At 64.1% G+C, this 13,621-nt stretch carries 11 protein-coding genes; 5 read left to right on the forward strand and 6 right to left on the reverse strand.

Going from position 1 to position 13,621, the window contains the following annotated elements; translation table 11 throughout:
* Window positions 1-10 precede the first annotated feature (10 nt).
* The 3 genes from OK015_RS21375 (at window position 11) to OK015_RS21385 (ending at window position 4,492) form a co-directional block, all read left to right on the forward strand.
* Window positions 11-2,830 carry a helix-turn-helix transcriptional regulator gene (locus OK015_RS21375; RefSeq protein ID WP_268125964.1) on the forward strand — a complete coding sequence of 940 codons (2,820 nt, stop codon included), beginning with the start codon at window positions 11-13 and terminating at the stop codon, window positions 2,828-2,830.
* A gap of 349 nt (window positions 2,831-3,179) precedes the next feature.
* Window positions 3,180-4,046, forward strand: a complete 867-nt coding sequence (locus OK015_RS21380; protein WP_268125966.1) for an MBL fold metallo-hydrolase — start codon at window positions 3,180-3,182, stop codon at window positions 4,044-4,046.
* Window positions 4,043-4,492: a lipocalin-like domain-containing protein gene (locus tag OK015_RS21385; RefSeq protein ID WP_268125968.1), complete on the forward strand. Its 450-nt coding sequence runs from the start codon at window positions 4,043-4,045 to the stop codon at window positions 4,490-4,492. The genes OK015_RS21380 and OK015_RS21385 overlap by 4 nt, the downstream gene beginning before the upstream one ends.
* A 93-nt stretch (window positions 4,493-4,585) precedes the next feature.
* Here the strand turns inward: OK015_RS21385 and OK015_RS21390 are convergent, their stop codons facing one another.
* Both OK015_RS21390 and OK015_RS21395 read right to left on the reverse strand, forming a co-directional pair.
* The gene (locus OK015_RS21390) at window positions 4,586-5,488 is read right to left on the reverse strand and encodes a LysR family transcriptional regulator (RefSeq protein ID WP_268125970.1); all 903 of its coding nucleotides are present in this window, start codon (window positions 5,486-5,488) and stop codon (window positions 4,586-4,588) included.
* A 51-nt stretch (window positions 5,489-5,539) separates the two neighbouring features.
* Window positions 5,540-6,088 (reverse strand): hypothetical protein, encoded by a 549-nt coding sequence (locus OK015_RS21395; protein ID WP_268125971.1) that lies wholly within the window; start codon window positions 6,086-6,088, stop codon window positions 5,540-5,542.
* A gap of 235 nt (window positions 6,089-6,323) precedes the next feature.
* On the opposite strand from OK015_RS21395, the gene OK015_RS21400 reads away from it, so the two are divergent.
* Together OK015_RS21400 and OK015_RS21405 are read left to right on the forward strand one after the other, a co-directional pair.
* A complete protein-coding gene (locus tag OK015_RS21400) occupies window positions 6,324-6,890 on the forward strand; it encodes a TetR/AcrR family transcriptional regulator (RefSeq protein ID WP_268125973.1) in 567 nt (188 codons plus the stop codon).
* 50 nt (window positions 6,891-6,940) lie between these two features.
* A complete protein-coding gene (locus tag OK015_RS21405; RefSeq protein ID WP_268125975.1) occupies window positions 6,941-7,909 on the forward strand; it encodes a quinone oxidoreductase family protein in 969 nt (322 codons plus the stop codon).
* Window positions 7,910-7,993: 84 nt separating this feature from the next.
* On the opposite strand, the gene OK015_RS21410 is transcribed toward OK015_RS21405, so the two are convergent.
* From OK015_RS21410 to OK015_RS21425, 4 genes are all read right to left on the reverse strand, one after another.
* Window positions 7,994-8,539 carry a transglycosylase family protein gene (locus OK015_RS21410; protein WP_268125976.1) on the reverse strand — a complete coding sequence of 182 codons (546 nt, stop codon included), beginning with the start codon at window positions 8,537-8,539 and terminating at the stop codon, window positions 7,994-7,996.
* A 1,121-nt stretch (window positions 8,540-9,660) separates the two neighbouring features.
* Complete coding sequence (mobA, locus tag OK015_RS21415) at window positions 9,661-10,197, reverse strand: molybdenum cofactor guanylyltransferase (RefSeq protein ID WP_442791319.1); 537 nt, start codon at window positions 10,195-10,197, stop codon at window positions 9,661-9,663.
* A 69-nt stretch (window positions 10,198-10,266) separates the two neighbouring features.
* Window positions 10,267-11,370 carry a 2-oxoacid:ferredoxin oxidoreductase subunit beta gene (locus tag OK015_RS21420; protein ID WP_268125979.1) on the reverse strand — a complete coding sequence of 368 codons (1,104 nt, stop codon included), beginning with the start codon at window positions 11,368-11,370 and terminating at the stop codon, window positions 10,267-10,269.
* Window positions 11,371-11,419: 49 nt separating this feature from the next.
* Entirely contained in the window at window positions 11,420-13,363 is a 1,944-nt protein-coding gene (locus tag OK015_RS21425; RefSeq protein ID WP_268125991.1) for a 2-oxoacid:acceptor oxidoreductase subunit alpha, read from the reverse strand.
* Window positions 13,364-13,621 lie beyond the last annotated feature (258 nt).

Below are 13,621 nucleotides of genomic sequence, written 5' to 3' on the forward strand. Positions count from 1 at the left end.
CGGTTGCGATGTGACGAAGCGGGTGGACAGCGGGCGACCTCGCCGGCTTCGGGGCCGTGACCCCGAAATCGGTATGTTGTCACGTCGACTGGATGAGCTCGGTCAGGGCCGAGGCGGCGTGGTGTTGATCCGCGGCACCGCTGGGTTGGGCAAGAGCGCTCTGTTGACCGAAGCGGAAGCCATGGCCCGCAAGCGGGGCGCGCGCGTGTATCACGGAGGAAGTCATGTCGCTGATCGCTCGCTTCCGCTCGGACCTCTGCTGGACGCGCTGGTCACCGCCGATGACCCGCCGGTGGACGTTACGGTGCTGCGTGAGCTCAGCGGATCGGTCGACCAGCGCTACTGGCTGTTGCGTGAGCTGCAGGAGCGGCTGGAACGAGCGGCGCTATCAGATGCGATCGTGATCGGGATCGATGACATCCAATGGGCTGATGCCGCGACCCTCAACGCGATTACCATCCTGCCCCGGCGGCTGGCGACACACCGGATCTTGTGGTTGTTCGTCGTGAGATCCGGTGAGCTTTCGACGTCGGCACAACTGGCGGTAGCGCGCATCCGCGCTGAGAATGCCGACATTCTCACTGTGAACCCGCTCGACGACAGCGCTATCCGGGCCGTCTGTCGCGATACCTTGGGCGGTGACCCCGACGCCAGGTTGCAAAGCATCATCAACCGGGTTGGCGGTCAACCACTTTGGTTGGTGGAACTGCTTCGAGGTCTTAGAGACGAACGCCTGGTTGATGTGGTCGGCGATGTGGCATACCTGCTGGGCGACGCGATACCGCGCCGGTTGCTGGAGTCTGTCAGTGATCAGCTCGCACGTTTGTCGCCTCAGACTCGACGCGGATTGCAGATGGCCGCGGTGTTGGGACGAAGCTTCTCTGTGGACGAGCTTGCCAGCCTGATGGACCTTCCCGCCGCTGCCGTCATCGAACCTGTGCGCGAAGCGCTCGCCGCCGGGCTGATCGTCGATCACGGCGACCGGCTCGGGTTCCGTCATGACCTGATCCGAGAAGCAACTGAGGCCGAACTCCCGTCGGCGCTGAAGCGGAGCCTGCAACGCCGAGCACTTGACGTGCTGCTCGAGCACGGCGCACCGGCGGCCGATGCCGCAACATTGGTAATGGAGGTTGCCCGCCCTGGTGACCGGCCGGCGATCGACCTGCTGCATCGGGCGACCGTGGAAATCGGGCGAGTGTCCCCTACGGTCGCGGCGCAGCTGAGCCGTCGCCTTTTGGAGCTCACACCGGATAGCGACCCGGACTGGAGCGCGCGGGTGGTCGAGACGACAGACTTGTTGGTGCACTCGGGTCAGGCGGCTGAGGCTGAGAACCTGATCGCCCAAACCACAGGACGGATCGATCGCGAAGCTGAGGCTGCGGCGCGAATGACCCTGGGGTCGCTGGAACTTCAATACGGCCCAGCGGGTTGCGCCGAACACTGCGGCAGAGGGCTGGAGCTTCCTGATCTGCCACCGCAGCTGCGGGTCGCTTTGCTATCACTGCGCGCGTGCGCGCTGGAGATGGTTGGGGACATCGATGCCGCCGCGGCGTGCGCAAATGAGGCAACCGCCGCGGCGTATGTCTTGGACGAGACGTTCGAGGCGGTCGTCACGCTTCCGCCGCGGGCGCTGGTCGCATTCGATCGTGGCGACTGGCGGGCGGCCGTAGACCTCGCCGACCGGGGAGTCAGGGATCAGGATCTTGCCGATGTACCCGCCCGTCGCGCATGGATGTTCGACGCATGGTATGCGTTGATCCTGATCGCCCTCGGCCAGCATCAGCAGGCGTTGCAGCTTATCAACGCCGGAACGAGATCAGCTGAACGCGAAGGGATTTCGGCCAATCTACGGGTGTGGTCGATGCTACGCTGCCGCACTATGCTCGCGCTGGGCAGGTTCGCCGACGCGACCGCCGAGGCCGAGGCAGTCATGGAGATGTCAGACGAGATCGGCGAAGGCGGGCGCGGCTACATCAATCACATCGCCTCCCATGTGCTCTGCACTATCGCGCTGCACACCGGCGACACTGCCGGGTTGTCGGCAGCAAGGCGGGCTGCCATCCAGATGCAGCAGGTGACCCACGGTCGCGCCCGTCCTCTAGCCGCGTGGATGCTCGCCAGACTGGATGCGGCACAAGGTACTCCGGCACAGTCCCGACAACTTGACATTGCTCTGCTCGATCCGCTGATCAACGGAACCCCACACGTCAGCAGCCCACGTCGTTATGTCGATCAACCAGAGCTGGTGCGTGTGCTGCTGGCCGGCGACCACCGCGAAGACGCCATCGCAGTGGCTGGTCGCCTCCGCGCCATGGCGGCCAACGACCCGGATTTCCCCCTGTTGGCCGCGACGTCGACTCACACCGATGCACTGCTGGACAATGACTTCGGTCTGGCGGACAAAGCGGCGGCATTGTACGAAGGCGGTGAGGAGCCGGTACTGATCGCGCGCGCTCTTGAAGACGCCGGACACTTTCGACCGAGGAATCTGCGGGACGAAGCCGTCGAGCGGCTCGAGTCAGCGTTGGAGATCTATGTGCAAGTGGGCGCGCGCCGCGATGCGGCTCGGGTTCGAGCCCTGCTGCGCCAACGTGGCGTCCGCAGGATGAACCTTCGGACCACCGTGTCAGCCGTTTGGCCCGAACTGAGTGACTCGGAACTCGCGGTGGTGCGGCTGGTGGCAACCGGGTCGACCAATCGTGAAGTCGCAGAACAACTATTTCTCTCACCGCATACTGTTAACGCTCACCTTCGGCAGATATTCGCCAAGCTCGGTCTCCGTTCGCGGGTTGAACTGGCCCGGCTCACCGCGCAACGCGACGCACGCTGAACCCTGAGATCGAGCATCGTCAGCTAGATCCGCACACCTACGAGCATCGAGTGATGGATCCCTGGGCGCGCTGGATTCAACCTGCTCCCAGAAGTACTCGAACGAGTGATGCGCCGGACTGAGCGCCGATGCGACGCTGGCGTAGTCATAACCCGCGAATACTAAGGCGGACAGCCATGAGGGTGCTTTTTCATCGTCACCCCACGGCGCGACGACAGTTCAGGCGTGCGGCGGATACAGATCCCGCCACGCGCCCAGCGTCCAACCGCCTCGTGAGCGTCGGCGGATGGTTTCAGGCTCACCGCAGTATCGAAACCCATAGTTATTCAGCCTAGAAAGGACCACCGCGATGTCTGAACCTGCTACGTCGAACACGCTGGGCGTCAACGTATTCACTGCCCCTGGCAAGGCCGTGGTCGGTGAACGCCCCAAACCCTTCGGACCACCGCTGGGTTGGGACCCCATCACCTCGACCCTCATCTACGGTGAGTACGACGCTGTCCTGGTCGACCCGCTGACCACCGTGGCGGAAGCCAGTGCACTCGCGGAATGGGTTGGGCTGCATCATCGCAACCTGACCACCATCTACATCACCCACGGACATTTCGACCACTTCTTCGGGCTCAGCGTCCTACTGGACCGCTTTCCCGACGCCAAGGCCATCGCGACGCCAAAATCGATCGAACTGGTCGCGCGGACAGACCCGGAGCTCAGCCGCTTCTTCGCCAGCCTCTTCCCGGGACAGTTCCCGGCCAAGATCACGCTGCCCCAACCCTACCCCGACGACACATTCTTCCTCGAGGGCAACGAGATTCGGATCATCGAGCAGGGTTGGACCGACACCCTGGACAGCACGTCGTTGCACGTGCCCTCGATCGACCTTGTTGTCGGTGGAGATGTTCTGTACAACCAATGCCACATGTTCGTCGGCGACAGCACCGCTGAAAGCCGGGCCAATTGGATCGCCGCGTTGGATCGGTTGGCCGACCTTAATCCCAAGATCGCCATTGCCGGTCACAAGAAGACCGGGGCACCGGATACTCCGGACGCCATCGAGGGTTCCAAACGCTATCTCAAAGACTTTGGGCGCCTTAAGGAATCGGCACTCTCCGACGAAGATCTGTATAACGAGATGGCGAGGCTCTACCCGGATTGGGTAAGTCACCAGTCGTGGCTCATGTTCGGTTTCCCCCTCAACACCATCCCAGCATCGTGACGCTGCACGACGACATCCGCGGCAGCTGGGCATTGGTCTCGTACACGACAGAGGACGAACGGGGCGGACCCGTCAGCTACCCGCTGGGCCCCGATGCCCTGGGATTGATCATGTACACCCACGACGGCTACATGTCCGCGCAGCTGATGAGGCCCGACCGGCCGGACTACGAGCAGCCCGACACCGCCGGCGGCACCGAGGCACAGCATGCGGCTGCCGCGGCGGGATATCTTGCCTATAGCGGTCCCTACGCTGTTGACGAGGCCACCGGCATCGTGCACCACGAAGTGGTCGTCTCGCTGCTGCCGAACTGGTTGGGAACCTTGCAGTTACGCCACAGCATCCTCGAGTCGAACCGGCTCACACTGATTGCCGAGGCACCGTCACACGGTCGCATGATCCGATCGACGCTGGTGTGGGCCCGACCAGTCGAACGCGACCGGTGATCGCAGGCGACGGTGGCCAGCCGTCCGGGAAACCCTGCGATCTCGCCGTTGACGTGGAACCGTCGCGTCACTCCTTTTATCGGTGAAGCCACCTCAGCGTTGATGTTCGGTCCCGGCCCGAAGCTCCGTCCAGAGGCGTAGGAATGCCCGCAGCGAGGCCCGCGGTGTCGAGTCGTTACGCCAGATCAGGATCTTCTCGTAGCCGATCGCGGGGTCGATGCTGCATTTGGACAGCCCGGTGACATCAGCCAATACGGGGTCGGAGCCGGCGCTGATGGCGACCCCGACGCCTTGCTGGGCGAGGGCGAGCTGTAGCCGGACGTCATTGGCGGCGTGGTTGACATGCAACGCGAGACCCGCGGCGGCGAACGCGGCGTCCATGATGGAACGTAGCCCGCTGCTGGGCGCGTAGCTGATGATCGAATGGGCGTGCAGCACCGCCACCGGAACGGGCCGCGAGTCGAACGCGAAGACTTCCGGGTTGAACACCGCAAATAGTTGGTCGGCCAGCAGCGTTGCCGCCGAGATTGTAGGCGGCAGAGGCGATATCGGACGCGCGATCACCGCGGTGTCGAGCCCGCCGTGATTCACCAGGTCCAACAATGGGGCGGAGGTCCCCTCAGTCACGGTCACATCGACGCCGGGGAACTGCTCATGAAAGGTCCCCAACAATTCCGGCACCAGCGTGCATTCGATTCCGCTGACCGTGCCAAGGCGAAGCTCTCCCTGCAGCAGACCCGCACGCGCGGAGAATTCCGACTTGGCGGCCGCCGCGGCAGCCAGGCACTGCCGCGCATACGGCAACAGGACATGACCGCCGACCGACAAACTGATTCCCCGCGGAAGCCGCTCGAACAGCGACTCGCCCAGCTCGCGCTCCAATGCTTGGATCTGGGCGCTGATCGAGGGCTGCGTGACCCGGCAGCGCGCCGCGGCCCTCGTGAACGACTCCTCGTCGGCGACCGCGACGAAATACTCCAGACTGCGCAAATCCATGGGGTTCAGCATGAGGCGCGGGCGCCAACCTCGACCACCACGCCCCAGGTCTCAGCCTTCTTGGGCCACCGCCCACCGCGCGATGCTCTGTGCGTACAGCGGAGTCTCCATTCGACAATGCCGTCCAGAGGCGTCTTGGCGGGCCTCGGCTGCCTCCTGAAACGTCTGCCCCTGTGCGGTGATGAACTCCAGGAAACCCTCGGTGGGATGGGAGGTCACTGTGTTGGTGTAGCGGCAACGCTCACCTTCGAGCTGCTCCATCCGTAATTCCCAGATCACCTGGCTGGTGGTCCATCCGTGCGGGGTGAGGACATCCGACAGCGACACCATCTTGCAGTAGTGCGGCTCGGCGACCTCAAACCGATACTGCTGCACCACGAGCCCGGTACCGATCATCTCCACATTGATCGACATCGGCGTGCCATCGTCATCGACGGTGTAGCCGGCCGCCTTATGGTCCGGCGGCGCGCAGCGCTGATACTCATGCGTCGGTAAAGTCTTGAGCCACTGAGCGATATCGACCCGCTCGAACGGCGCCTCGACATCGGCAGTCACCACGATGTGCGAGAGCACCAAATCCTGCCGAACCGTCACGCTCATCGTCCGCTCCTATCGGGCGCGTTCATCGCCGCCGACCTGTACAGAATTCTTGCGACGACCTACGTAGCCTGTCCAATCGCAATTTCCAGTGGCTGCCATCGACCACGCTTATAGCGGGCGGGGCAGCTATCGGCGGGCAGGCTACGCGCGAAGGCGAGCGCCGTCGTGAAGCGGGCACCTAATGCCTCAGGCCGCTATTCTTGAATGTTCATTCCCGAAACAATAGAATTCGCGCATGGCCAGAACCCGAGAGTTCGACGCGGACGCGGCGCTGGACGCCGCGATTGGCGTCTTTCGCGAGCATGGATTCGAGGGCAGTTCAGCACAGCTGCTGGTGGATGCGATGGGGATCGGACGCCAGAGCCTTTACGCGACCTTCGGCGACAAGTGGCAGCTGTATCGCTCGGCGGTACGGCGGTACGGAATGGGCGAATGCGCCGCCCATCTCGACGCCCTGCGCAGCGGCCCGCGAGCCATCGACGGAATCGGTGCGATGTTGCGCCGCGTCGTGGAAACTGCTGATCAACCCTGCCTCGGGGTCGGCTCGATCTACGAGTTCGGCTCCTCACGCCCGGACCTCGCACAGATCAACGAACGACTCGGCACCGGGCTGCGGGCAGCCGTCGCCGGCCGCATCCGCGATGCACAGCAGGAGGGTGACGGAGCCGTCGACATCGATCCTGAAACCGCCGCCGAGTTCCTCATGGCCAGTATCTCCGGCATCCGAGTCGCGGGCCGCGGCGGCGCGGGCCCCACAATCCTGACCGGGATGGCCGACATGACACTGCGAGCGATTCGGTAGCGTCGAATTCACCGATTTATTGAACGATCATTCACGATGGGAGCGGTTACATGAAGGCAGTCATCATGAAAGCCACGGGCGGCCGGGAGATGCTGGAATACGTCGAGCGTCCCGAGCCCACCCCAGGCCCCGGCGAAGCCCTGGTGGAGATCGCCTACGCAGGCGTCAACTTCATGGACATCGGTGTGCGACAAGGCATGGCGTGGACCGAAATCCCCAACCCCAAGATCCTCGGAGTCGAAGGGGCCGGGCGCGTCCTGGCGGTGGGTGAGGGCGTCCAAGACATTTCCATCGGCCAGCGCGTCGCCTGGGTGTACGCGCCCGGAAGCTATGCGGAGCGGATCGCGATTCCGGCCACGTCGCTGGTCCCGATCCCGGACGCGATCGAGGACCGCGTGGCCGCGTCGGTGATGATGCAGGGACTCACCGCAAGCCACTTCGCGACCGACTTCTACCCGGTGCGGCCCGGAGACACCGCGTTCGTCCACGCGGCCGCCGGGGGGCTGGGACTGCTGCTGACCCAGATCATCAAACTACGCGGTGGCCACGTCATCGGCCGCGTCTCCTCCGATGCCAAGGCCCCCGCGGCCAAGGAGGCCGGCGCCGACCACGTGATCGTCGATGCCGAGGGCCGGTTCGCCGAGGAGGCGCTGCAGCTCACCGACGGCGAAGGCGTACACGTCGTCTACGACGGCTCCGGACCCGCGACGTTCCAAGGCTCGCTCGACGTGCTGCGCCGGTCGGGCACGTTCTGCTGGTACAGCCCGGTCCTCGGCGGCCCCGGTCCGATCGACATCATGAGCCTGCCGAAGAGCATCAAGATCGGCTATGCGGTATTCGCCGACCACATCGCTACCCCCGCACTGCTGCGCGCCCGCACGCAGCGACTCTTCGACTGGATTGCGGACGGGAAGCTGGAGGTGCGGATCTTCGGCGAGTATCGCCTGGCAGACGCGATGAATGCGCATGCCGACATCGAGAACCGCAAGACCGTGGGAAAGCTGCTACTGGTGCCGTGATCGGCCTTAACAGGGAAATGCCGGGCACGCAGCCCGGCATTTCCCGTTCGGTAGGACGGCGAGGCCGCCAATGACAGCAGTTGGTTAGCCGCGGCGGCCGCAGACTGGCCACGCGCCGATGCCCTGCGAGTGCAGCACGTTCTCGGCCACCCGGATCTGCTCCTCGCGACTCGCACCGGAGGGCGAACCGGAGCCGCCGTTGGAGTGCCAGGTGCTCGAGGTGAACTGCAGGCCTCCGGCGAAGCCGTTGCCGGTGCTGATCCCCCAGTTTCCGCCCGACTCGCACTGGGCAATGGCGTCCCAGTTGACGCTATAGGCCTTGATAGGCGCCGGAGCCTCCGGAGCCGGGGCGGGCGGCGGCGGGGAGACGTTCGGGTCGAAACCCACCGGGGCGGGCGGCGGGGCGTCCGGCGCCGGGGGTGGCGGCGGTGCGTCAGGAGCCGGGGGTGGCGGCGGGGCGTCAGGAGCCGGGGCGTCCAGGGCCGGTGGCGGCGGCGCGTCAGGGGCAGGCGCCGCCGGAGCAACGTTCGGGTCAAAGCCCACCGGTTCCGCGTTGGCGGTGGCTGACGGCACAGCTACCAGCGTTCCTGTGACCGCGGCCAGGATGAGCGTCTTGCGGACGTTCTTCAACTTGTTCCTTTCGCATGCGCGCGCGCCAAACTCAACCCATGGGCGTGGGTCGAGGTGCTATGTCGATGTGAAATAGGTGCTTTGGCTCGTGCCGTCTCGTTCGGGCACGACAGCGGCGGGCATGATCTGCATCTGCCCAGTCGGCTGATAGCCGGTGGCTGCTCGCGACCGTCGCCGCCCGCAGCCCCGCTCACACGCGGACTCGTGGATTGAATTTTTCATTAACCCGTTCGGGCTAAAGGGCACAGTAGGAGACCAGATTGCGTTCGTCATCTCCGACACGCCGATATCTCAATCCAATAACGAGCCGATTACGACGCGACCGCGGAAATATTAACGCAGGTCAACAGTACCTTTTTCGCGCGTATCCATCTGACGTGAAGACTACACAATTGTGATACGACTCACACCATATTTGTGAGCTGAGCCACGCATTTGCCACAGTGTGGATCGGTTGGCTGATGGGCGCGGCAATTAGCCCGCCGAGCATCACATAGGTGGGCCGTCGTGCGATGGCGCACAGTACATGCTGATTGTGATCTAGGCCTGTCATGCCGTTTCTGGAGGTCAAATACGCTTCACGACAACGGCGTTCATCGAACTGGATGTTCGGCGTCCTTCGAAAACTCCTGCACAGAACCGGGTTAGGCGCGCACAAACACTTCTGGTCGTCGACTTGACCTTGAATTACGCACTGTCGCTACAGCTTTAGTCACGGTCGTTGCGCCAGTGCCTGCCGCTGGTGCCATGGTGCAGGCCCGGCGCCAAGCACGGCGGCCCAGAAACCTAACCCGAGCGAATTGGTGCAATCGAATTAGCCATGAATGATTTCGCCGAGTCCACTCCGGGCGGACTCGGCAGTGCCACACCCCGCCGAGCTCACCCTGGATCCGCCACCACTGCGCGAAATTTGTTGTGCGCCAGGACTATGCGGGGCGTTGAGCAGCCTCAAGCTGAATTTGCCACCGAGTTGGCGAGGAACTTAATCGATAGGGCGCGAGAAAACCAATAGTGTTTCTTATGAACAAACAGTTAACGACGACGAATACGTAAGTCAGGAATGTAATACAAGAAATTGGCTAAAGAATTAGTTTAATTCTGCGAAATCCAACGAGCGTCACTCAGGCTCCGGGCTGCACCAGGGCGCGGAACTCGGAGTCGGTGTTGACATTGGTCAACACGCGCGAATCCGGCAACACGATCTGCTGAGCGTCGGAAGCATCGATGAGGGCGCTCATCTTGCGCTCGCCCGCGGCCACCAGCGCGTCAATCCGGTCGGCCAGATCGGTGCGGTACACCGCGGCAAGGTAGTGGCTGCGACCGTCCCACGGCAACACGACTTCGGCGTCGGTCTTGGTGGCGAGCGCCAAGAGTTCGTCGATCAATTCGACTGTCAGCAGCGGCATGTCGACGGCGCAAACGAACGCGAACTGCGCGCCTGCTTCCGCGGCTGCACGCAGTCCCCGCCCCGTCGCCGGCAGCGGTCCCAGCCCCTGTATTTCGTCACGGATGACACGCGCGTCAAGCCGGGGCAGCGGTTGGCCCGGGGCAGCCACGGCGAAAACCGGGTCGCAGCGCTGCGCGACAACGCCGACGACGTACTCGGCCATCGTGGCGCTTCCGCCGGGACCCGGCAAGGTGGCCTTGTCGCGGCCCATGCGCCGCGATTCGCCTCCGGCGAGTACTACGCCGGCCAATGACACTGCGTCGGGCACCAGCACAGCCCCCTAGTCGACGGTCCAGGTGTCGCGCCCACGCAAAAGCGATTGCAGCGCGGCGGCGTCGAACGGCGTTGCTTCGCGGGCCGCGGCGACCTGGGAGCGGGCCGCGTCGTCGTAGGTGGGGCGGTTGATGTTTCGGAAGATGCCCAGCACCGTATGGTCGAGGTTCTGGTCCGACAGCCGCGACAGCGCAAACGCATAGCCGGAGTCGTCGGCGTGCGCGTCGTGCTTCACGATCTCTTCGGTCGCGACGTCGGCGGTCTTGGCCACCTCGAGGCCGAAGCCGGACTTCACCACGCAGTATTCGCCGTTGGCCCCGAACACAATCGGTTCGCCGTGTCGGACGTTGATCACCCGGTCCTCGGCGCCCTCCTTGCGCAGCGCGTCGAACGAACCGTCGTTGAAAATCGGGCAGTCCTGCAGGATTTCGACCACGGCGGCCCCGCGATGTTCGGCGGCGCCGCGCAATACCTCGGTGAGCCCGGCACGATCGGAGTCCAGCGCGCGGCCGACGAACGTCGCTTCGGCGCCCAGCGCCAGCGAGGCCGGGTTGAACGGGTGGTCCAGCGAGCCCATCGGCGTCGACTTGGTGATCTTGCCGACCTCGGAGGTCGGCGAGTACTGGCCCTTGGTCAGCCCGTAGATCCGGTTGTTGAACAGCAGGATGGTGATGTTGACGTTGCGGCGCAGCGCGTGGATCAGATGATTGCCGCCGATCGACAAGGCGTCCCCGTCGCCGGTGACCACCCAGACCGACAGGTCCTCGCGGGCCAGTGCCAGGCCGGTCGCGATCGCCGGCGCGCGGCCGTGGATCGAGTGGAACCCGTAGGTCTCCAAGTAATAGGGGAAACGGCTCGAGCAGCCGATACCGCTGACGAACACGATGTTCTCGCGGCGCAGGCCCAGATCGGGCAGGAAGTTGCGGATCGTGTTGAGGATGACGTAGTCACCACAGCCCGGGCACCAGCGCACCTCTTGGTCACTGGTGAAGTCCTTGCCCTTCTGCGGCTGGTCGTCAACGGACAATGTGGGCACACCGTCGTTCTTCTTCAACCTCGGAGTCAAGCCGAGGTCTGTGCCCGTCAGGTCACTGCCGATCGCGTTAGTCACGAGCGCCGCTCCTCCCCATCGCTTCGCTCTGCATCGTCGCCGTCGCGCGTCATGCGTTAGCTCCAACCGTTGCTGCCGCCATTCTGGCGACCATCGCCTTGTCTTGCTCGATTTCGGGCAGCGTCCCGGCCAGTGCGGCCCGGATAACCCGCCCGATTTCGTCGGCCAAAAACGCCAGGCCCTGGACCTTGGTGACCGACTGGACGTCGACCAAATACTTAGCCCGCAGCAGCAGCGCCAACTGGCCCAAGTTCATCTCCGGTGCCACCACCCTCGGATAACGCCGCAGCACGTCGCCGAGGTTGGTGGGGAACGGGTTGAGGTAGCGCAGATGGGCGTGCGCAACCTTGATGCCCTTACGGCGCGCGCGCCGGCACGCCTCGCCGATCGGGCCGTACGAGCTGCCCCACCCAATCAGTAGCAACTCCGCGTCGCCGGTCGGGTCGTCGACTTCCAGGTCGGGAACCGAGATGCCGTCGATCTTGGCCTGGCGTATCCGCACCATGAGGTCGTGGTTGACCGGTTCGTAGGAGATGGCACCCGAACCGTTCGCCGCTTCCAGTCCACCGATGCGGTGTTCGAGGCCGGGAGTGCCCGGCACGGCGAACTGGCGAGCCAGTGTTTCCGGGTCGCGGGCGTACGGCTGGAAGGGCTCGTCGGGCTTGGCGAAGGTGTGTTGGATCTGCGGCAACGAGCCGACATCCGGTATTTGCCAGGGCTCAGAGCCGTTGGCGATTGCGCCGTCGGACAACAAGATCACCGGCGTGTGATAGGAAACCGCGATGCGCACCGCCTCGAGAGCGGTTTCAAAGCAATCGGACGGCGACCGCGGGGCCAGCACGGCCACCGGCGACTCTCCGTTGCGGCCGAACAGCGCCTGCAGCAGGTCGGCCTGCTCGGTCTTGGTGGGCAGACCGGTCGACGGCCCGCCTCGCTGCACGTCGACGATCAGCAACGGCAGTTCCGTCATCACCGCGAGCCCGATCGCTTCGGACTTCAGCGATACCCCCGGCCCCGACGTGGTGGTGACACCGAGCGCACCGCCGTAGGAGGCACCGATCGCGGCGCAGATGCCACCGATCTCGTCCTCGGCCTGGAAGGTGATCACATTGAAGTTCTTGTGCCTGGACAGCTCGTGCAGGATGTCCGACGCCGGTGTGATCGGGTAACTACCCAGCACAACCTGAAGGTCGGCAACCTGACCGGCCGCGATAATGCCGTAGGCCAGCGCGGTGTTGCCCGAGATCTGGCGGTACTCGCCGGTCGGCAAGGTGGCCCGGGACACCTCGTAGGTGGTGCCGAAAGCCTCGGTCGTTTCGCCGTAGTTCCAGCCGGCCTTGAGCGCGAGGACGTTGGCCTCCGCGACGTCGGGCTTGCGGACGAACTTCTCCCTGATGAAGGTCTCGCTGGTCTCGATCGGCCGCCCGTACATCCACGACAAGAGGCCCAGCGCGAACATGTTCTTGGCCCGCTGCCCGTCTTTCTTGGTCGCGCCGATCGATTCGACGGCCCCCAGGGTCAGCGTGGTCATCGCGACGGAATGCACGACATAGTCGGACAGCTCGTCGGTCTCCAACGGGTTTGCTACGTAACCCACCTTGGTCAGGTTGCGTTTGGTGAATTCGTCGGAATTGGCGATCACCATTCCGCCGCGCGGCAGGTCGCCGATGTTGGCCTTCAATGCGGCCGGGTTCATGGCGACGAGCACGTCCGGCCGGTCGCCGGCGGTCAGGATGTCATAGTCGGCGATTTGAATCTGGAACGACGAGACGCCGGGCAATGTGCCTGCGGGAGCTCGGATCTCGGCGGGATAGTTCGGCTGGGTCGCCAGGTCGTTGCCGAAAAGCGCTGCCTCCGACGTGAACCGATCACCGGTCAGCTGCATACCGTCACCGGAGTCACCGGCGAATCGGATGACGACCTGTTCTAGGCGTTGACGGTCCGACGACCCGCCATGAGAATCTGACCCGGCTCCACTGCCGTTCAAATCCACGTCTCCGCCTTCCATTTGTTAACCGGACAGGCACTCTGCCGAAGCTTCAGGTTACGCGCCATCAAAGGAGTCCCCGCGCTCATACGGTTGTATGAGACTGGTAGTACCAATTATTGCACTCGTTGTCGGGTCAGAAGGACGTCTCTGACTGCGCATACTTACCAATATCTTAGGCAAAACGCGTAGTCAGCGAGGGCTACCGGCGAGTACGACACGAAACTGTGGTTTTGGTCACGTCGCCGCGCCCTAATCCGCCAC

Origin of the sequence: Mycobacterium sp. Aquia_216 (assembly GCF_026723865.1) — a bacterium.
Taxonomy (GTDB): Bacteria; Actinomycetota; Actinomycetes; order Mycobacteriales; family Mycobacteriaceae; genus Mycobacterium.